The organism is Saccharopolyspora sp. NPDC050389, assembly GCF_040655595.1.
Lineage (GTDB): Bacteria > Actinomycetota > Actinomycetes > Mycobacteriales > Pseudonocardiaceae > Saccharopolyspora.
The window spans coordinates 46,317-65,303 of sequence record NZ_JBFAKG010000044.1; the positions used below are offsets into that span (position 1 = coordinate 46,317).

At 69.7% G+C, this 18,987-nt stretch carries 13 protein-coding genes and 1 tRNA gene; 8 read left to right on the forward strand and 6 right to left on the reverse strand.

Going from position 1 to position 18,987, the window contains the following annotated elements; translation table 11 throughout:
* Window positions 1-69: 69 nt before the first annotated feature.
* From AB0I53_RS26940 to AB0I53_RS26950, 3 genes are all read right to left on the reverse strand, one after another.
* Window positions 70-687, reverse strand: a complete 618-nt coding sequence (locus tag AB0I53_RS26940) for a dihydrofolate reductase family protein (protein WP_358608486.1) — start codon at window positions 685-687, stop codon at window positions 70-72.
* Between the two features lie 207 nt (window positions 688-894).
* Window positions 895-971 (reverse strand) — tRNA-Arg (locus AB0I53_RS26945).
* A gap of 132 nt (window positions 972-1,103) precedes the next feature.
* Window positions 1,104-1,685 (reverse strand): DUF3558 domain-containing protein, encoded by a 582-nt coding sequence (locus AB0I53_RS26950; protein WP_358608489.1) that lies wholly within the window; start codon window positions 1,683-1,685, stop codon window positions 1,104-1,106.
* 154 nt (window positions 1,686-1,839) lie between these two features.
* Between AB0I53_RS26950 and AB0I53_RS26955 the strand changes: the two genes are divergently transcribed.
* From AB0I53_RS26955 to AB0I53_RS26985, 7 genes are all read left to right on the forward strand, one after another.
* Window positions 1,840-3,804: a cytochrome c oxidase assembly protein gene (locus AB0I53_RS26955; protein WP_358608573.1), complete on the forward strand. Its 1,965-nt coding sequence runs from the start codon at window positions 1,840-1,842 to the stop codon at window positions 3,802-3,804.
* A gap of 123 nt (window positions 3,805-3,927) precedes the next feature.
* Window positions 3,928-4,338 (forward strand): single-stranded DNA-binding protein, encoded by a 411-nt coding sequence (ssb, locus tag AB0I53_RS26960; RefSeq protein ID WP_358608491.1) that lies wholly within the window; start codon window positions 3,928-3,930, stop codon window positions 4,336-4,338.
* A gap of 141 nt (window positions 4,339-4,479) precedes the next feature.
* Entirely contained in the window at window positions 4,480-6,156 is a 1,677-nt protein-coding gene (ettA, locus tag AB0I53_RS26965; protein ID WP_358608494.1) for an energy-dependent translational throttle protein EttA, read from the forward strand.
* Between the two features lie 98 nt (window positions 6,157-6,254).
* Complete coding sequence (locus AB0I53_RS26970; RefSeq protein ID WP_358608497.1) at window positions 6,255-9,194, forward strand: hypothetical protein; 2,940 nt, start codon at window positions 6,255-6,257, stop codon at window positions 9,192-9,194.
* A 300-nt stretch (window positions 9,195-9,494) separates the two neighbouring features.
* Window positions 9,495-14,468 (forward strand): NAD-glutamate dehydrogenase, encoded by a 4,974-nt coding sequence (locus AB0I53_RS26975; RefSeq protein ID WP_358608500.1) that lies wholly within the window; start codon window positions 9,495-9,497, stop codon window positions 14,466-14,468.
* Between the two features lie 69 nt (window positions 14,469-14,537).
* Window positions 14,538-14,969, forward strand: coding sequence for a thioesterase family protein (locus AB0I53_RS26980; RefSeq protein WP_358608502.1), 432 nt, complete (start codon window positions 14,538-14,540; stop codon window positions 14,967-14,969).
* Window positions 14,962-15,603 (forward strand): hypothetical protein, encoded by a 642-nt coding sequence (locus tag AB0I53_RS26985; protein ID WP_358608505.1) that lies wholly within the window; start codon window positions 14,962-14,964, stop codon window positions 15,601-15,603. Before AB0I53_RS26980 ends, AB0I53_RS26985 begins: the two co-directional genes overlap by 8 nt.
* Window positions 15,604-15,650: 47 nt before the next feature.
* On the opposite strand, the gene AB0I53_RS26990 is transcribed toward AB0I53_RS26985, so the two are convergent.
* The 3 genes from AB0I53_RS26990 to AB0I53_RS27000 form a co-directional block, all read right to left on the reverse strand.
* Window positions 15,651-16,400, reverse strand: coding sequence for a hypothetical protein (locus AB0I53_RS26990; protein WP_358608508.1), 750 nt, complete (start codon window positions 16,398-16,400; stop codon window positions 15,651-15,653).
* Between the two features lie 73 nt (window positions 16,401-16,473).
* Window positions 16,474-16,677 carry a hypothetical protein gene (locus AB0I53_RS26995; protein ID WP_358608511.1) on the reverse strand — a complete coding sequence of 68 codons (204 nt, stop codon included), beginning with the start codon at window positions 16,675-16,677 and terminating at the stop codon, window positions 16,474-16,476.
* A 162-nt stretch (window positions 16,678-16,839) separates the two neighbouring features.
* On the reverse strand, window positions 16,840-17,502 hold the full coding sequence (locus AB0I53_RS27000) for a nitroreductase (protein WP_358608514.1): 663 nt from the start codon (window positions 17,500-17,502) through the stop codon (window positions 16,840-16,842).
* Window positions 17,503-17,636: 134 nt separating this feature from the next.
* Between AB0I53_RS27000 and AB0I53_RS27005 the strand changes: the two genes are divergently transcribed.
* Complete coding sequence (locus tag AB0I53_RS27005; protein WP_358608516.1) at window positions 17,637-18,854, forward strand: hypothetical protein; 1,218 nt, start codon at window positions 17,637-17,639, stop codon at window positions 18,852-18,854.
* The last annotated feature ends 133 nt before the right edge of the window (window positions 18,855-18,987 follow it).

Consider the following 18,987-nt stretch of genomic DNA (forward strand, 5'->3'; position numbering starts at 1 on the left):
AGCCAGCGCTGGTGAAAAGCAGCGCGCCCCGTCCCCGATCCTCGGGTACGGAGGCGCGCTGCTCCGCGGTCAGCCGCCGTGGGCCTGCTTTTTGACCCGGTAGCGCAGGTGCGTGACGCCGGTGCCCGCGACCGTCACGACGGGTCTCTCGAACTCCACCGGCGTGGCACCGAGATCACCGAAGAGCGTCTTCCCGCCGCCCAGCACGACCGGCACCAGCTCGACTCCGACCTCGTCGAGCAGGCCGGCCTCCAGGCACTGCCGGGCCATCTGCCCGCCGTTGACCACGACGTTCTTGTCCCCGGCCAGCTCCTTCGCCTTCGCCACTGCCGCCTCGATGCCGCCGGTGACGAAGACGAAGTTCTCGTCGTCCGCCGGACGGTCGTCGGGGCGCCGGTGGGTGAGCACGACCGTGGTCACGTCCATCGGGTGGCGCCCGCCCCAGGCTTTCGTCATGTCGTAGAGGTACCGGCCGACGACCAGCGCGCCGGTGTTCTCCCGCTCCGGCTTGATCAGCTCCGCGCTCGCCGCGGAGATGCGGAAGGCGGGCACGTCGGGGCTGGCCGACGGGATCTCGACGTCGCCGTTGCCGTACCACTGGAAAAGCAGGTCGAAGCCGCTTTCTCCCGGTCCTGCGATGTAACCGTCGAGCGACATCGTCGTGCTGCCGGTGGTGACCTTGCCCATCTCGTCGTCTCCCTCGTCGTCGACTGCGTCGTCAACGCATCGAACGGCAGGCCCTCATTTCGACAACGGCTGCAAGATTTTTTGGCAAGTCAGGACGAGCACGGTCGCAACGGCTCGCAGACGCGGCTGGATGGCTGAAGCCAAAGGTGGGGACAAAGCAGGGGCTGATCTCTGACCGGCCAACCCCCACTGCTGCGACCGGACATGTGGCGCCCCCAGCAGGACTCGAACCTGCGACCTAAGGATTAGAAGTCCTTTGCTCTATCCAGCTGAGCTATGGGGGCCGATCGGGTTGCGGCTCGCCTGAGCTGCAGCAAGCAGGGTAGCCGTACGCGAGGGCAGGTGTGGGACTGACGCCGCACCGTTGCCGAGCCGGTACCGAACGGCAAGCTGATCGACGACCGAACGCGACCCGATCAGGCGGGCGGCAGCTTGTGCAGGGCGGCCGCGGTGAGTCGAAACAGCTGGTCAGAGGTGTCGGCAGCGGAGGCGCCCTGCATCGAGAGCATGGTCAGCAGCGTCCGGTCGGCCCGGATCGCGGTGGCCGCCGTGCAGGTCTGGTGGTTACTCACGAGTTCGCAGTACAACCACGCCGAATGTCCCTCGATGTCGCCCGGCACGCCGCGCGGTTGGCGGCTGAGGGCGACGTTGAAGGGTTCGTAGAAACCGGCCGCGGCGGTGTTCTCCGGGCCGCTGGCCAGCAGGTGGGCGCAAGCGCCGGCGATCGGGTTGTCCGCGTGCGGCGGCCCCACCGGGCCACCGACCTCCGCGAGGTCCGCCGGTGTCAGCAGGCCGCACATGTCGATGCCCTCGATGCTGCGCGGGGTGGCGATGCGCACCTGGGTGATGGCAGTCGATCGCGGCTGCGTGGGCTGCGCCGTGTTGTCGCGGAATCCCGCTGCCGGTATCGGCTCGCCGGAAACCTGCTCGGCGCAGCCGGTCGCCGCGCACAGCAGCAACATCGGTAGCAGGAACACACAGCGACGGACAATGGTCACGCGGTAACCGTAGCGGCCCGTTGGTGCGACAGACCACGTTCCCGCCCGCCATCCTGCGAGGTGACCGCAACGCATCGACGGTTACGCTCGGTGCGTGCCATCCGAAACCCCCGTACCAGCACCGGAACGGCGCAGCACGGCCAGCACGGTGGCTGTGCTGGTCGTCACCGCCGGGGTGCTGGCGGCGCTGATCGCCGCCGCCCTCACCACGCTTTCCGCCGGTGCTTCATACGCCCTGCTCGGCTTGCCCGATCCCGGGCCGATCACGAAGTACGGGTTGCCGGTCGTCCGCGTGCTGGCGGAGTCCGGCGCGGTGGTGTGCATCGGCTCGTTGCTGCTGGCCGCGTTCGGGATTCCGGCGAAGCGCTCGGGTGCGCTGGCCGCCGACGGGTACGCCGCCGTGCGGACCGCCGGCTGGGCGGCCGCCGTCTGGTGCTTGGGTGCGGCGCTGATGGTGCCGTTCATCGCCGCCGACGCCACCGGGCGCCCGGTGTCCGAGGTGCTCAACGCCGAAGTGCTGTTCGGCCTGTACGACGCGTTGGAGGAGGTCAAGGCGTGGGCGCTGACCGCGCTGCTCGCGTTCGTGGTCGCGCTGGCCTGCCGGGTGGTGCTGTCCTGGGGCTGGACCGTGGTGGCCTTCGGCATGGGGCTGGCCGCGCTGTTCCCGGTGATCGCCACCGGCCACTCGGCCAGCGGCGGCGCGCACGACATCGCGACCAACAGCCTGCTCTTCCACCTGTTCGGGGCGGTCATCTGGGTCGGCGGCCTGGTGGCGCTGCTGGCGCACGCCGCCCGCGGCGGCGCCCACCTGCCCTTGGTGGCCAGGCGGTTCTCGCTGGTGGCCCTGGTCTGCTGGGCGGCCATGGCGCTGTCCGGCGTGATCAACTCGCTGGTCCGGGTTTCGCCGGAGCAGCTGTTCACCTCCACTTACGGCCTGCTGCTGGTGCTCAAGACCGTCGGCCTGGTGGCGCTCGGGGTGTTCGGGTACTTCCAGCGCCGCAGCGTCGTGCAGCGGCTGGACGACGGCGCCGGTAGGTCCGCGCTGCTGCGGCTGGGCGCGGGCGAGGTGCTGGTCATGTTCGCCACGATCGGCGTCGCCGTCGCCCTCGGGCGCACGCCGCCACCGGACGGGGCCAAGGCGGTGCCCGGCCGGACCGAACTGCTGATCGGCTATCCGCTGGATGCGCCGCCGACGTTCCTCCGGCTGATGTTCGACGGCCGGTTCGACCTGGTCTACGGCACGCTCGCGCTGACCCTGGCCGCGCTCTACCTGTGGGGCGTCTACCGGCTGCGCAAGCGCGGCGACGCCTGGCCGGTCGGGCGGACCATCGCCTGGTTGTGCGGCTGCGCGACGATTTTGCTGGCCACCTCGTCGGGGATCGGCAAGTACGCGCCCGCCGTGTTCAGCGTGCACATGGGCCAGCACATGCTGATGTCCATGCTGGCGCCGGTCTTCCTGGTGATGGCCGGTCCGACCTCGCTGGCGCTGCGCGTGTTCAAGCCCGCCGGGAAGTCGCAGCCGCCGGGACCGCGCGAGTGGTTGCTGGCCTTCGTGCATTCGCCGGTGACGCGGCTGCTGACCAACCCGATCGTCGCGTTGGCCCTGTTCGTCGGTTCCTTCTACGCGCTGTACTTCACCGGCCTGTTCGACGTGGCGCTGACCGAGCATTGGGCGCACCTGGCGATGAACGCGCACTTCCTGCTGGTGGGCTACATCTTCTACTGGCCGGTGATCGGCATCGACCCGGCGCCGCGCCCGCTGCCGGCGCTGGGCAAGGTCGGCCTGGTCTTCGCCTCGATGCCGTTCCACGCGTTCTTCGGGATCGCGCTGATGATGTCGCAGACCGTGATCGGGGCGGGCTTCTACCGCGGCCTCGACCTGCCCTGGATGACCGATCTGCTCGCCGACCAGCGGCTCGGCGGCGGGCTGGCCTGGGCGTCGGGCGAGGTGCCGCTGGTCGTGGTGATGCTCGCGCTGCTGATCCAGTGGTCCCGCGCGGATTCCCGGACCGCCCGGAGAATCGACCGGAAGGCCGATGCGGACGGCGACGCGGATCTGGCCGCGTACAACGAAATGCTCAAACAACTCTCCGAGAAGGACACCCCTCGTAGTAGTTGACCTGGCCGATCGGCCGGAGTTCTTACGGAACGCAGTAAATCTGTCGCGCTGCGTGACGATCTTCGGGCAACCTTGGTTCGCGGGCCGGAAGTCGGCCGCGCAGGACCGAGAGGAGCGGCAGAGATGTTCGAGACCCAGGTGACGGTGGCGGGCTACGTCATCACCGAGCCCGTCGTGCGGGAGACGCCGAACGGAAATCGGGTGGTGAGCTTCCGGGTGGCGGCCACCTCCCGCCGGTTCGACCGGGACACCGAGGAATGGGTGGACGGCGACCGGTTCCTCGCCACGGTGAACTGCTGGAAGCGGCTGGCCGACGGGGTTGCCGCGACGTTGGGCAAGGGCGATCCGGTGTTGGTGACCGGGCGGTTGCGCACCCGCGAGTACGAGACGGGCGGCCAGTGGCGCACCGTCGTCGAGTTGGAGGCGAGCGCGGTCGGCCTCGACCTGGCGCGAGGCGCGCCGCCGGGGGCGCCAGGCGTGGTTCGGCCGCAGCTGTCGAGAGACCGCGGGCTCGTCTCGCTGCCCGGCGGCTGATCGCGATCTTTCTTCCTGACCAGCGCGGATTTCGGTTCGAAGGAGGTGATGGCCGCCGGCGCGGGGCGGGCGGACGCCGTCGGCCAGGTGGTGGGGGACCGCGTGCGCGGTCCGACACGGGGCGCAACTACGATTCATGGCATGGCCGAGTTCATTTACACCATGAAAAACGTGCGCAAGACGCATGGTGACAAGGTCATCCTCGACAACGCGACCATCCAGTTCTACCCGGGCGCCAAGATCGGCGTCGTCGGGCCGAACGGGGCTGGCAAGTCGACCGTGCTGCGCATCATGGCGGGACTCGACCAGCCGAACAACGGTGAAGCGTTCCTCACGCCGGGCTACTCCGTAGGCATCCAGCAGCAGGAGCCTCAGCTCAACGAGGAGAAGACGGTCCTCGGCAATGTCGAAGAGGGCGTCGGGGAGATCAAGCAGAAGCTCAACCGCTTCAACGAAATCGCGGAGCTGCTCGCGACCGACTACTCCGACGAGCTCATGGAGGAGATGGGCAAGCTCCAGGAAGACCTGGACCACGCCGACGCGTGGGAACTGGACTCCCAGCTGGAGCAGGCGATGGACGCCCTGCGGTGTCCGGCGCCGGACGCGGAGGTCAAGAACCTCTCCGGTGGCGAGCGCCGCCGCGTCGCCCTGTGCAAGCTCCTGCTGAGCAAGCCCGACCTGTTGCTGCTCGACGAGCCGACCAACCACCTGGACGCCGAGAGCGTGCTCTGGCTGGAACAGCACCTGGCCACCTACCCGGGTGCCGTCCTCGCCGTCACCCACGACCGGTACTTCCTGGACAACGTCGCCGGCTGGATCCTGGAGCTGGACCGCGGCCGCACCTACCCGTACGAGGGCAACTACTCGACCTATCTGGAGAAGAAGGCCGAGCGGCTGGCCGTGCAGGGCAAGCGCGACGCGAAGCTGCAGAAGCGCCTGAAGGACGAGTTGGAGTGGGTTCGCTCCAACGCCAAGGCTCGCCAGACCAAGTCGCGTTCCCGACTGGGGCGCTACGAGGAGATGGCCGCGGAGGCGGAGCGGACTCGCAAGCTCGACTTCGAGGAGATCCAGATCCCGCCGGGCCCGCGCCTGGGCAACGTCGTCGTCGACGTGGAGAAGCTGAAGAAGGGCTTCGGCGACAACGTCCTCATCGACGGCCTGTCGTTCACGCTGCCGCGCAACGGCATCGTGGGCGTCATCGGGCCGAACGGTGTCGGCAAGACGACGCTGTTCAAGACCATCGTGGGCCTGGAGGAGCCGGACGCCGGCTCGGTCAAGGTCGGTGACACCGTCAAGCTGTCCTATGTGGACCAGAACCGGGCGAACATCGACGCCGCCAAGAACGTCTGGGAAGTCGTGTCCGACGGGCTGGACTACATCCAGGTCGGCCAGGTCGAGATGCCGTCGCGCGCCTACGTCAGCGCCTTCGGGTTCAAGGGTCCGGACCAGCAGAAGCCGGCCGGGGTGCTCTCCGGTGGTGAGCGCAACCGCCTGAACCTGGCGTTGACGCTCAAGGAGGGCGGCAACCTGATCCTGCTGGACGAGCCGACGAACGACCTCGACGTGGAGACGCTGAGCTCGCTGGAGAACGCGCTCGAACAGTTCCCCGGCTGCGCTGTGGTGATCTCCCACGACCGCTGGTTCCTGGACCGCGTCGCCACGCACATCCTCGCGTGGGAGGGCGACGACGAGGATCCGGCGAAGTGGTTCTGGTTCGAAGGCAACTTCGAGGGCTACGAAGCGAATAAGATCGAGAGGATGGGCGCGGAAGCGGCCCGTCCGCACCGAGTGACGCATCGCAAGCTGACCAGGGGCTGAACGGAGGCGCTTTGGCGAGCGTGCCCGCTTCACCGAACACAAGCTCGGCACAGGGATTGCTCGAACCCGCACGGCAGATGCGGTGGAGAGTGCCCGAGTTGGCATTGGTGCTCAGTGATCGTGCGGTCGCGCTCGCCAGGCGCACCGGTGACCAGGCGGCTCGCCTGAGAGCCGAGGCTCTCGCGTTGTTCGCCTCGAACCGGCTGGGCCGGGGCGTCCCGGCAACCGTCCGGGCGCTCGCGGCGGTCCGCGACGCGGAGGCGGCGGGCGACGCCGAGGTCACGGCGGAGCTGCGGGTCGAGCTGGCGTGGTGCGCGCGCAGCGCGGGCAGCAGCGAGGTCGCGGTCCGGGTGCTGGACCCGGTGCTGGAGCAGGAGCGGATCGAGCCGGCGGTGCGGGCGCATGCCCTGCTCGCGTTGGCCGCATCGCTGCCGACGCACCAGCAGGACGGGCAGCGCTCCGAGGCGCTCGACGAGGCCGAGCGGCTGTACGAGGCGTGCGGCCTCAGCCGGGACACCGCCCGGTTGCTCAAGGCGCGGGTTTGCGCCGCGCGAGCGGGGCATCACCGCAGGCTGGGCGAGTTCGGCGAGGCCCTCGCCGTGGCCGACGCCGGTCTCGCGCTGCTCGGGCAGCTCGGCGATCCGGCCGCGGACAGCGGGGAGATCCGGACCCGGCTCGTGTTGGAGCGGGTGCAGTCGTTACTGGAACTGGGGCGCCGCCCGGAGGCCGTCCAAGCGACGGAATCCGTGCTGGCGCAGCCGGTGCGCGCCGCGGCGGCCGGGCCGGTCGGTTGGTTGGGGCTCGCGATGGCAACTCGCGTGCACCTGCCGGACGGCAACCACGGTGCGGCGGTGCGGACGCTCAACGACACCGCGGCCATCTCCGAGCGGCACAAGTTGGACGGTCTGCTCGCCGAGGCGCTGAACACCCTTTCTCACGTGCACGAACGGGGCGCGGAATTCCCCGAGGCGCTTCGCGCGCTCCGAGGCGCGTATTCCGCCGACCGGCGTTGGCGTGGGGCCGTGCACAACGCGCGGGTCCGGTTACTCGCCGAGTACCCGGTGCTCGCCGACGACGTCGAGGTGCCTCCGCATTCGAGCGGCCCGGCCCGGTCCGCATCGCCCGAGCCGGTACCGCCGGACTCCGATCCGGCCGGGCCCCGATCGGCCGTGCCAGAGCAGTCGGAGTCCTGGCCGCCGGAACCTCGGCAGCCCGAGCACGGCGTGTCCGAGCAGCCCGAACCGGAGTGGGCCGGGCACCGGCCGGAGTATGAGGAAGCGCACGACGCGGCGCGTCGGCTGATGGAGACGCTCACCAGCCGGGCCGCGGGACAGCGCGAAGGCGGGCGCCGCCGGCAGAAGATGCCCGAGCCCCGGATTTCCGAGGAGTCGGCGCCGCCGACGGTCGTGCTCGACTCCGCGATGATGAAGCCGGCCGCGGCCGACGACCGGCTGAGCGTCCAAGCCACTGTCGAATCCGCTGAGCCCGAGGCAGGCCAGGCCGGTGCGGCGGCGCTTCCGGCGGCCGCAGAGCCGGCGGAGACCGAGCCCGGCCAGGTCGCGCAGGCCGAGGTGGCCGCCTTCCCGCCACCCGCCGACCAGGGTTTTCCCGGTGGGGAACCGGCGCCGGAGGAGTACACCGAGCAGGCGTCGACGGAGTCGCAGGCGAGTTGGTGGCCGTCGGAGGCCTTGGACCAGCCGTCCAGCGCCGAGCGCACCATTCCCGAGGTGCCGGTGGCCTACGAGCCGCAGCAGGCCCAGCCGGGAGATGCCCAGCCTGCCGAGTTGCAGCCCGAGACGAGCGCGCTCGCCGCGACGTTGGACAACCTCCGCCGGTCGGCGGCCGCCGCCGGCCGGCACTCGGGCGCCGTGGACGTCACCGCGATCCTGCCGGTGATCGGAGGCCCGGCCGAACCGGCCGACTGGTCCGGAACCGGGCCGGCGGCAGATCCGCTGACGGCAGATCCTCTGCCGGAAGCGCCGCGAGACGATTTCGGTTCGCAGTACGGCCAAGATCGAACGGCGACCGAGCCCGCTGCCCAACAGCCGGGCGGCCACCGGGCCAACGACATGCCGCTGGTCGAACCGGCCTACGGTGGCCGCGAAGCCGAACCGGAGCCCGAGGCTCCGACGATCCAGACGCCAACGGCAGACGCTCTGACCGCAGACGCTCTGACCGTGGATACCCTGACGGCGGCCGCGCCGGCGGTCGAGGCGGGTGGGGCTTCGGCGACCGGGATGGAACAGCGTGAAGGTGGTCGCCGGTCGCGGGGCAAGTCGCTGGCCGAGATCCGCGCCGGCCTCCAGCTGTCCGCGGAGCCGCGCCCGGGACGTCGTCGCGCCCGGCACGCCGAACCGGCCGAACCACCGGAACCGCTCGAACCACCGGAATCATTCGAACCGCCGGAATCGTTCGAATCGTCCGCCCCTGCGGTCGCATCGCCAACTCCGGCCGCGGAACTGCTCGGCAGGCACCGCCAGGACTGGGCGACCGAGCCGAACCTTCCGGTGGTCGAACCGCAGCCATCACCGCCCGAGGCGCGAATACCCGACCCCGCCGGTGACCGCGAGGCCCTGGAGCCGCCGGCCGCCGCACCGCCGGCCGCCGCACCGCCAACCGCAGCACCGCCGGCCGCAGCACCGCCAACCGCAGCACCGCCGGCCGCAGCACCGCCGGCCGCAGCACCGCCGGCCACAGCACTGCCGGCCACAGCGCTGGCGGCCGCCGCACCGCCAGCGGCGGCACTGCCTGCCGCGGAGTCGCCGGCGGCGGATGCGGGCCCGGCGGAGAAGATCGGGCTCGCGGAGCTGCTCACCGAGGCGCTGATGGCCTACGAGAGCGGTCGGCGCGAGCAGCCCGAAGCCGAGGAGGCCGCGCCGTCGGGCCGGCACAGCGAAGCGCGTGTGTCCGGAATCACCGGCCGTTCCCAGGTTTCCCACTCCGCTCATTCGTCCACATCGGACGATCGAGGATCCGGTGTGGCCCCCCGGCACCGCCGGGCGGCGATGGACTCCGCGGCGGTGGATCCGCGGTTCTGAAGGCGTTTCACCGAAGCAGCGCAACGGCTTGGTCCGAATGCGTGGGGCAGGTGTTGCCGCGTGTGCTGCGGTTTGCGACGTTCCCGGCCGGAACGTGACGCACGGCATTCCGCACTGGTTCCCAGTGGGAGGGTGTGAGGCGACCAAGAACGTTTTCTGAAACGTCAAAGACATCGATCATTGTGCCGCTTTTCACGTGCTCGACCGCGCTACCGCCCTCCGCTGGTCGCCGGAACTGGCAGTCTTAAGGTGGAACCTGTTGGCACAAAGAGGTGCCGTCAAGCGTGGAGCTGCCTGAAGATGACCTCGAATCCCGGACAGTTGAAGACCGGAGAACGCCCGCGAGCCGATGGGGACGACGCAGTCGGCGAGCGGTCCGAGAACCCCGAACTGGCCAAGCGTCGCCTGCTGGACAGAGCGGTTGAGTCCGCACCGGAACTCGCCGAGCTGTTGCGCGCCTACTACCGGCACGTGCCTGCCGAGGAGCTCGTCGACGACGAGCCCACCGACCTCGTCGGGGCGCTGCGGTCGCACCACCGGCTCGCCGCGGAGCGGGTCGCGGGGCGTCCGCTGGTGCAGATCTTCAACCCGGACCGGGCCGAGGACGGCTGGGGGAGTCAGGCGACGGTGGTCCAGACCGTCACCGACGACATGCCGTACCTGGTGGATTCGGTGATCGCAGAGCTCGGCCGCTTCGGCGCCGAGGTGCAGCGCATCATCCACCCCATCGTCGTGGTGCGCCGCGACGTGGCCGGTGAGCTGCTGGAGGTGCTGCCGGACGCGGACCCGGCGGCCCCGCCGGCCGACGCGATCGCCGAAAGCTGGATGTTCGTCGAGGTCGACCGGGTCGTCGACGCCGAGCGGCTGGCCGCCCTGAAACATGGCCTTGCCGACGTGCTCAACGACGTGCGTGAGGTCGTCGAGGACACCGAGCGGATGCACGAGACCGCCCGGTCGCTGGCCGATGAGCTGGACCGGACCCCGCCGCCGCTGCCGGGTGACGACGTCCACGATGGCGCCGAGCTGCTGCGGTGGCTGGCCGACGGGCACTTCACGTTCCTCGGCTACCGGCACTACGAGCTGATCGACGACAGTGCCGAGCCCGCGCTGCAGACCGTGCTGGCCTCCGGGCTGGGCGTGCTGCGCAGCGACAGCGTCGCGGCGCGCAGCCTGACCGCGGGGCCGGACGCCGGCGCCAGCGCGCTGTCCAAGGACCTGCTGGTGCTCACCCAGGCCAGCGCACCGTCCACAGTGCACCGTCCGGTGCACCCGTTCTACGTGGGCGTCAAGACCTTCGACGAGGCCGGGAACGTCAACGGGGAACACCGCTTCCTCGGGTTGTTCACCACCACCGCGCTGCACGAGAACGTGCTGGACATCCCGTTCATCGAGCGCCGGGTGCGGGAGATCATCCACCGCGCCGGGTTCCCGATGGAGTCCTACTCCGGCCAGCGGATGCTGGAGGAGATCCAGAACTACCCGCGCACCGAGCTGTTCTCCACCGACCCGGACACGCTGCAGGACACCATCACCGGTGTGCTGGCGCTGGCCGAGCGCCGCAAGCTCAAGCCGTTCCTGCGCCGCGACGCCTACGGCCGCTTCTACTCCTGCCTGGTGTACCTGCCGCGGGACCGCTACACCACCAGCTCGCGGCTGGCGATGCAGGAGGTCCTGCTGGACGAGCTCCACGGCACCGGCCTGGAGTACAGCACGCGGGTCGGCGAATCCACCCTGGCGCGGGTGCACTTCGTGGTGCACACCGATCCGGAGAACCAGGTGGAGCCGGACCTGGTGCGCATCCAGCGCCGGCTTTCCGACGCCATCCACACCTGGGACGACGAGATGATCGAGGAGGTCGACGCCGAGCAGTCCGGCGGCGGCCGCGACGGTCACGTGGCGCGCAGCCTGTCGGAGGCGATCAGCCAGCTCGGCCAGCGCTACGCGTCGAGCTTCCCGGAGGCGTACAAGGAGGACTTCACCGCGAGCGAGGGCCTGGCGGACCTCCGGCGGCTGGAGTCGTTGTCGGGTCCGCGCGACCTGAAGATGTCGTTCTACGCGCCGCGCGACGCCAGCGCGGGCCAGCGCCGCTTCAAGCTCTACGTCGGCGGCCGGGTGACCCTGTCGCGGGTGCTGCCGGTGCTGCAGAGCATGGGCGTCGAGGTCGTCGACGAGCGACCCTACGAGGTCATCATCGGCGACACCGACCAGCAGTACTGGATCTACGACTTCGGGCTGCGGCTGGACCCGGCGCTGCTGGACGCCGCGACGAGCGGCGGCCTGCTGGAAACCCTGCGGGAGCGCTTCGAGGACGCCTTCCGGGCGGCCTGGCTCGGCGACGCGGAGGTCGACCGGTTCAACGCGCTGGTGCTGCGCGCCGGGCTGAACTGGCGGCAGGCCTCGGTGCTGCGCGCCTACGCCAAGTACCTGCGGCAGGTCGGCGTCGCCTACAGCCAGGACTACATCGAGGACGCCATCCTCGCGCACCGTCTCACCACGACGACGCTGGTCAGGCTGTTCGAGACGCGCTTCGACCCGGCGCTGGACGCCGACGACCGGGCGTCCCGCGAGGCGGATCTCACCGATGCGGTCACCAAGCTGATCGACGAAGTCACCAGCCTGGACGCGGACCGGATCCTGCGCAGCTACCTGAGCCTGATCCGCGCCACGCTGCGCACCAACTACTTCGCCGCCGACGGGGAGCGGGAGCGCTCCTACCTGGCGTTGAAGCTGGAGCCCAGGGAGATCCCGGGGCTGCCGGAGCCGCGCCCGCAGTTCGAGATCTTCGTGTACTCGCCGTGGGTGGAGGGCGTGCACCTGCGGTTCGGTTCGGTGGCCCGCGGTGGTCTGCGCTGGTCGGACCGGCGGGAGGACTTCCGCACCGAGATCCTGGGCCTGGTCAAGGCGCAGGCGGTGAAGAACGCGGTGATCGTGCCGGTCGGCGCGAAGGGCGGCTTCGTGGTGAAGCGCCCGCCGGCGCCCACCGGTGACCCGGCGGTGGACCGCAAGGCCACCCTCGACGAGGGCATCGCCTGCTACCGGATGTTCATCTCCGGGCTGCTGGACCTGACCGACAACCTGGTCGGCGGCGAGGTCGCCCCGCCGAAGGACGTGGTGCGCCACGACGGTGACGACACCTACCTGGTGGTCGCGGCGGACAAGGGCACCGCGACGTTCTCCGACATCGCCAACGACGTCGCCAAGTCCTACGGCTTCTGGCTGGGCGACGCGTTCGCCTCCGGCGGCTCGGTGGGCTACGACCACAAGGCGATGGGCATCACCGCCAAGGGCGCGTGGGAGAGCGTCAAGCGGCACTTCCGCGAGCTCGACGTGGACACCCAGTCCGAGGACTTCACCGTGGTCGGCGTGGGTGACATGGCCGGCGACGTGTTCGGCAACGGCATGCTGCTCTCCGAGCACATCAGGCTGGTGGCCGCGTTCAACCACATGCACGTGTTCATCGACCCCGATCCGGATCCGGCGGTGTCCTTCGCCGAGCGCCGCAGGCTGTTCGAGCTGCCGCGGTCGACCTGGGACGACTACGACCGCAGCAAGATCAGCGCGGGCGGCGGCGTGTGGTCGCGGTCGCTGAAGTCGATCCCGCTGAACCCGCAGATCCGGGAGGCGCTGGGCCTCGACGAGTCGGTGCGCAAGCTGGCGCCGGCCGAGCTGATCAAGAAGATCCTGCTGGCCCCGGCGGACCTGCTGTGGAACGGCGGCATCGGCACCTACGTCAAGGCCGCGACCGAGACGCACGCCGACGTCGGCGACAAGGCCAACGACGCGGTCCGCGTCAACGGCGCCGACCTGCAGGTGAAGGTCGTCGGCGAGGGCGGCAACCTCGGGCTGACGTCGCTGGGCCGAATCGAGTTCGCCCGCGCCGGCGGCAAGGTCAACACCGACGCGCTGGACAACTCCGCCGGGGTGGACTGCTCCGACCACGAGGTCAACATCAAGATCCTGCTCGACCACCTGGTGGCCGACGGGCAGTTGACCGGTGAGCAGCGCAACGAGCTGCTCGCGGACATGACCGACGAGGTCGGCGAGCTGGTGCTGGCCGACAACCACTCGCAGAACGCGGTGCTGGGCATCTCGCGGGCGCACGCCGCCCCGATGGTGTCGGTGCACGCCCGCCAGGTCCTGGCGCTGGAGAAGAACGCCGGCCTGGACCGCGCGCTGGAGGCGCTGCCGACGTCGAAGGAGTTCCGCGACCGGGAGAAGGCCGACGAAGGGCTCAGCTCGCCGGAGCTGGCGACGCTGATGGCGCACGTCAAGCTGGCGTTGAAGCGCGATGTGCTGGCCAGCGGCCTGCCGGACACCGAGGCGTTCAGCAACCGGCTTCCGGAGTACTTCCCGAAGCCGCTGCGCGAGCGCTACGCCGACGCGATCCCGGCTCACCCGCTGCGCCGGGAGATCATCACGACGCTGCTGGTGAACGAGATGGTCGACGGCGGCGGCATCTCCTTCGCCTACCGGCTGTCGGAGGAGATCAGCGCTTCGACGACCGACGCGGTGCGGGCGTTCGCGGTGGTCAACGACGTCTTCGGGCTGCAGGAGCTGTGGGCGCAGATCGACGCGCTGGGCGGCTCGGTGCCGAGTTCGGTGGCCGACGAGCTGGTGCTGGAGAGCCGTCGCCTGCTGGACCGGGCGGCGCGCTGGATGCTGACCAACCGGCCGCAGCCACTGGCGATCGGCGCCGAGATCGCACGCTTCCGGCCGGTGGTCGCGGAGCTGTCCGGTTCGGTGCGCGGCCTGCTGCGCGGCCGGGCGGCCGAGGGCGCCACCGAGATGATCGACCGCTGGACGGCGGCCGGCGTCCCGGCGGAGCTGGCGGAGCGCGTCGGCGTGCTGCTGGATTCGTTCGCGCTGCTGGACATCCGGGAGATCGCCGAGCTCGCGGAGCGCGACGCCGGGGTCGCGGCCGAGCGCAGCCCGCGGGAGAGCGCCGACCTGTACTACTCGCTGGCCGAGCACCTCGACGTCGAGCGGATGCTGCTGGCCGTCAACGAGTTGGAGCGCGGGAACCGGTGGCACTCGCTGGCCCGGCTGGCGTTGCGGGATGATTTCTACGCGTCGCTGCGGGCGATCACCACCGACGTCCTGCGGACCAGCGATCCGGAGGACGACCCGGAGGAGAAGATCGCTCGTTGGGGGTCGACCAACGAGTCGCGACTGGCGCGGGCCAACTCGTCGCTGGAGCAGATCAAGAACTCCGGCCGGCTGGATCTGGCCACGCTGTCGGTGGCGGCCCGCCAGCTGCGCAGCATGGTGCGGTGACAGCATGATCGGGTGGCTTGCGGTCGCACCGGCCGCAAGCCATCCGAACGGCAGAAAGGAAGCTCGCCGGTGGGCGCGTTCGTAGCCGAGGTGGCCCTGCGCTGGTCCGACATGGACGCGTTCGGCCACGTCAACCATGCCAGGACGATCACGTTGCTGGAGGAGGCGCGGGCCGAGCTGCTGTTCACCGAGGCGGAGCGGCAGGGCCTGCTCGGCATGGCGGAGGGCATGGTGGTGGCCAGGATCGTGATCGACTACCACAGCCCGCTGGTCTACGCGTCGAAGTCGCTGCAGGTGCAGATGTCGGTGCGCGAGCTGAAGGCCGCGTCGTTCATCGTCGACTACACCGCCTACGCGCAGGAAGCGGTCGCCACCGCGGAAACGCTGATGGTGCCCTACGACCTGCGGGCGGGGCGGCCGCGGCGGATGACCAACGAGGAGCGCGACTTCCTGGCGGAGTGGCAGCTCGATGCGGAGAAGTCGGAGCTGGGACGTGCCTGAGCTGCGGATGCCAGATGCGGTGGAGCGCGAGGACCTCGGCGCGTTCGTCGCCCGCGCGGTGCGGTTGGACGGCCAGGCGCTGGTGCGCCTGCGTAACCGGCCGGGCACGGGCCGCATCGACGTTTGGGCGGCGACGCCGTTCGACGCTCTGTCCACCAGGTCGGTCGAGGGCGAGGTGGAGCCGGCGGACCTGACGGCGTCGGGCAACGAACTGCTGGCGACGCTGACGGTGGCGGGTGCCCCGGTGATGGATCCGGGCCCGCCGCGGGATCTGATGTGGCGCTCGGAGCTGCCGCCTGCGGTGGGCTGGCAACGGGTGGACGACCTGCCGGCGAAGCTCGTCGGCGAGGTCGCGGAGCGCGGCATCGACGTGGCCAAGGACAACGTCGGTCCGAAGGGGACACCGCCGGCTTCCCTGCTGGATCAGGAGGTCTTCACGGTCAGCGGCTCGGGCTACCAGGTGAAGGTGCCGCTGCGCTGCCTGTTCGTGTTGTCCGGCATGGGTTTCCTGGTGCAGAAGCCGGCGGAGTCCGAGATCGTCCGGGTCAGCGCCACGGACGCCTGGCTCCGCCTGGACTCCCGCTACGGCGCGGTGGTCCGCCGCCGCCACGCGTTGCTGCCGCTGCTGGTGTGACGCGGATGGAGGGACACCCCTTCGCGGGTGCCCCCCCTCCACTTCGGTCAGTACACGACGACTTGTTCGCCTTCCGGCGTCCGTTCGACCAGTTGGATATCGGTTCGCCCGAACCGGTCCACGGCCCACCGCAGCCGATCCGGCCTGTACTCGTCCTCCGGCACCACCGCGTGCGCTGGAAGGTCGCCCAGCACGGCACCGTCGATCCGTTCTCCCGCCGCGATGTTCGCCCCGGGCACCGGCCGGACGCCGATCTCGACCGTGCCCGGTCGCATGCCCGCGGCGGTGACGAGCTGCCCGATCTCCGGCCAGGAAACCTTCGTCGGGCCGAAGACGAGCCCGTGCGCGTCGGCCTTGAACGCGAGCCATTCCTTCTCGTGCTCGGTGCGCAGCCACACGATGACGCCGATCAGCCCGCCGAACAGCACCACGCCGAACGCCGATGGGACGTCGATCGACTGCAGAAGCACCGCGACGCCGAAGAAAACGACCAGCGCCGCGACGATCTTCCCGGCGATCCTCGGCGACGATCCCGGCTTCATGACCCGGTATTGCGTGCTCTGCACCTTCTTGCGCGCCCGCACGATCACGAATCCCACCACGAGGAACACGGCACCGATCAACACGAAGAAGCCCGCGTTGGAGCCGGGGCCGGCGAACAGCAGCGGCGCGAGTCCGAGAAGAACGGCGGCGCCGAGCATGACGAGCGAAACCGTCGAGTCCGCCTTCTTCAGCGTGCGGTTCTGGTCGTTGATCGAGTCATGGTTCAGGAGTGGATTGTTGTGCTCTGATGGCATTTCTCGTCCTACGCGGGTAGTCGGTAGTCGATTCGTGGTGCATCGCTTTCATCGCCGGAACTGGCGGAACGGCTTACCGGCCGCGTGCTCCCGCGCCGCGTTGCTTCTGGCGGCGATCCAGGTAGAAGAGCAAACCGCTGGCCGCGAAGCCGATGATGGCGTAGATGATGTCGTTCTGGCCGGCGTCGGTGTCTCCCGCGGAGAAGTCCACGCCCGCGAACACCAGGAAGAGAAAACCGGCGACGGCGCCGACGGCCATGTAGATCTTGTTGGTCATCTTCCCTGCTTCAGGACCTCGTCTGATATGCCGAATGGAACCCCACCGGCGTGCGTGGCGAACCGAATCGAGTAGATCACCGGCGGCGGCGGCGAAACGGCTGGTTGCAGGTTCATGCCAGATTTCGGTGCGGTGCGGCGGAATCCGAGCCACTGATCGTCCTCAGTCGAGGAAGGTGACGGTCTCGGTGAGCGGGGCGCGGTCGATGCGGGCGTAGTTCGCGGTGCTGTCCTCGAATCCGATCGACATGCCGCAGAACAGCACGAGCTCGTCCGGCGGCGACACGACTTCCGCGACGGTTCGGCGATAGACCGACCACGCCATCTGCGGGCAGCTGTGCAGCCCTTCGGCGCGCAGCAGCAGCATGATCGTCTGCAGGTACATGCCGATGTCGGCCCACTGCGCCGAACCCATGCCGCGGTCGACGTAGCAGAACAGCGCGGCCGGAGCGCCGAAGCAGCGCCAGTTCGCGGCAACGCGCTCCCTGCGGGCCTCGCTGTCCGCGGGCGGAATTCCCAACGCGGCGTAGCGCTGCTCCCCGGCGGCGGATCGGCGCTCGGCGTAGGGGGACTTCAGATCGGGCGGGTACATCTCGAACTCGCGCTCGTCGCCCGGGTCGTCCACGGCGAGGCGCTCGGCGGTCCGCTTCTTCACCTCGGCCAGCGACGCGCCCGTGAGCACGTAGCTGCGCCAAGGCTGGAGATTCCCGCCGGACGGCGACCGGGCGGCAGCGGTGAGGACGCGCCGAAGCACCGCCCTCGGCACGGGTTGACCGGTGAAACCGCGCACCGCCCGCCGACTCGCGACCGCGTCGAAAACATCCACCGGTGACTACCTCCCGAGTTGTTCGAGGCTCTCCACAGCATCGACACCTGGCGGTTGGAAAACGTGACCGACGAACCCGAGGATCTGTTCGGCCTAGACTCGGTGTTGATCATTCGAGGTGGAGTGGGGCGGAAATGGGTGCGACCGAGGAGATCGAGCGGATCGTCTTGGATCCGGCTCTCTCGGTGCCGGACAAGGGTGAGCGCGTCATCGCCTTCCTGGCGCAGTCAGTTGATCGCGGGGTGCCGGCGGCCGTCGAGTGCCTCATGGAGACCGCCGACAGCCGCGTCGCCGAGTTCGTCGCCGTCTACCTGCAACTGATCCACGGGGCGCGCGAGGAGAAGACGCGCGTGGCGGAGAGGTTGCGCGGTGCCGGTGAAGTCGCCAAAGCCGCAGCGAGGCTCGTGCCCTGGATGCCGGACTCCCTGATCGACGCGTTCATCCAGGACCACGTGGCGGCGCCGGATCCGGAATCCCCGGCGTCCAGTGTCGTCTTCACCATCGCGATGTGCCGCCCGGAACTCCTGCGTCCCTACGTCGACCGCGTCGAAAGCGGTTCGATGAAGCGAAGCCTGCTGTCCGGTGCCCCCGACGAATTCGCCGACTCGCTGCTGGAGAGGTGGCGCGAAGAGCAGGATCTGGAAGACCTCTGGACCCTCGCGATGATTCGCACCTCGCACGCCGCCGATCTCATCGAGTCCGTGCGGGACGAGGTCGACGATCCGGTGGACTGGGATTGGCTGATGCCGCTGGCCGGCCGCCTGCCGGACACCGGGAAACCCTCGGGTTTCCACCCCGCCTTCATGGGTTTCATGGCGGACGCGGGCGAAAGCGCCCACGTCATGGGAGGAGATCCCGGAGGAGACGTTCCGCTCTGCGCGGACTGCAAGAGGCCGACCGAGCGGATTCTGACCCTTTCCGCCGAGGAGTTGCCGCACGACCTGAGCCGAGACCCCTCGTTCTACTGGTTCACCTGCGAATGCGCTGAAGTGGACCGCATAACCGTGCGCTTCACCCCGGCGGGCACGGAGGTCTACTTCAATCCCCAGGGGCCGAGCAGCGGAGAATCCCGCTTGGTGCCAGGGGAGCGGTCGTTGGTGCTGGAACCGCACCCCAACCAGAACGGCGTGAGCCTCCCGGCGTTGCCGAGGACGCAACACCAGGTGGGCGGGCTACCGCGCTGGCCGTCGCCGGAGGTGCACCCGATCTGCCCCGTGTGCGGCAACTTCATGCCGTTCCTGACGGCCATCGACGGTGGCCCGACGCCGTTCGGCCGGATGGGCTTCGAGGAGCTGCTCTTCGGCTTCTGGTGCGATTCCTGCGCCGTCTCCGCCACCCAAACCCAGTACTGAGCAGCACGCGGCCGCTGCGAGGGCCCGTGTGTACTTCCTGTCGCTATAGCAGCCAAAAGTACGCACGGGTCCACTCCGAGCTCCACGATGTCCGGCATCGCCTCCCGGGATGAGTCACCTTTTGCGCTGCTCG

What these genes read in the sequence shown, in the direction of transcription:
- AB0I53_RS26940 (WP_358608486.1), bottom strand. Translation starts at nt 687, where the DNA reads ATGGGCAAGGTCACCACCGGCAGCACGACGATGTCGCTCGACGGTTAC.
- ssb (WP_358608491.1), top strand. Translation starts at nt 3,928, where the DNA reads ATGTTCGAGACCCAGGTGACGGTGGCGGGCTACGTCATCACCGAGCCC.
- ettA (WP_358608494.1), top strand. Translation starts at nt 4,480, where the DNA reads ATGGCCGAGTTCATTTACACCATGAAAAACGTGCGCAAGACGCATGGT.
- AB0I53_RS26975 (WP_358608500.1), top strand. Translation starts at nt 9,495, where the DNA reads ATGACCTCGAATCCCGGACAGTTGAAGACCGGAGAACGCCCGCGAGCC.
- AB0I53_RS26990 (WP_358608508.1), bottom strand. Translation starts at nt 16,400, where the DNA reads ATGCCATCAGAGCACAACAATCCACTCCTGAACCATGACTCGATCAAC.
- AB0I53_RS26995 (WP_358608511.1), bottom strand. Translation starts at nt 16,677, where the DNA reads ATGACCAACAAGATCTACATGGCCGTCGGCGCCGTCGCCGGTTTTCTC.
- AB0I53_RS27005 (WP_358608516.1), top strand. Translation starts at nt 17,637, where the DNA reads ATGGGTGCGACCGAGGAGATCGAGCGGATCGTCTTGGATCCGGCTCTC.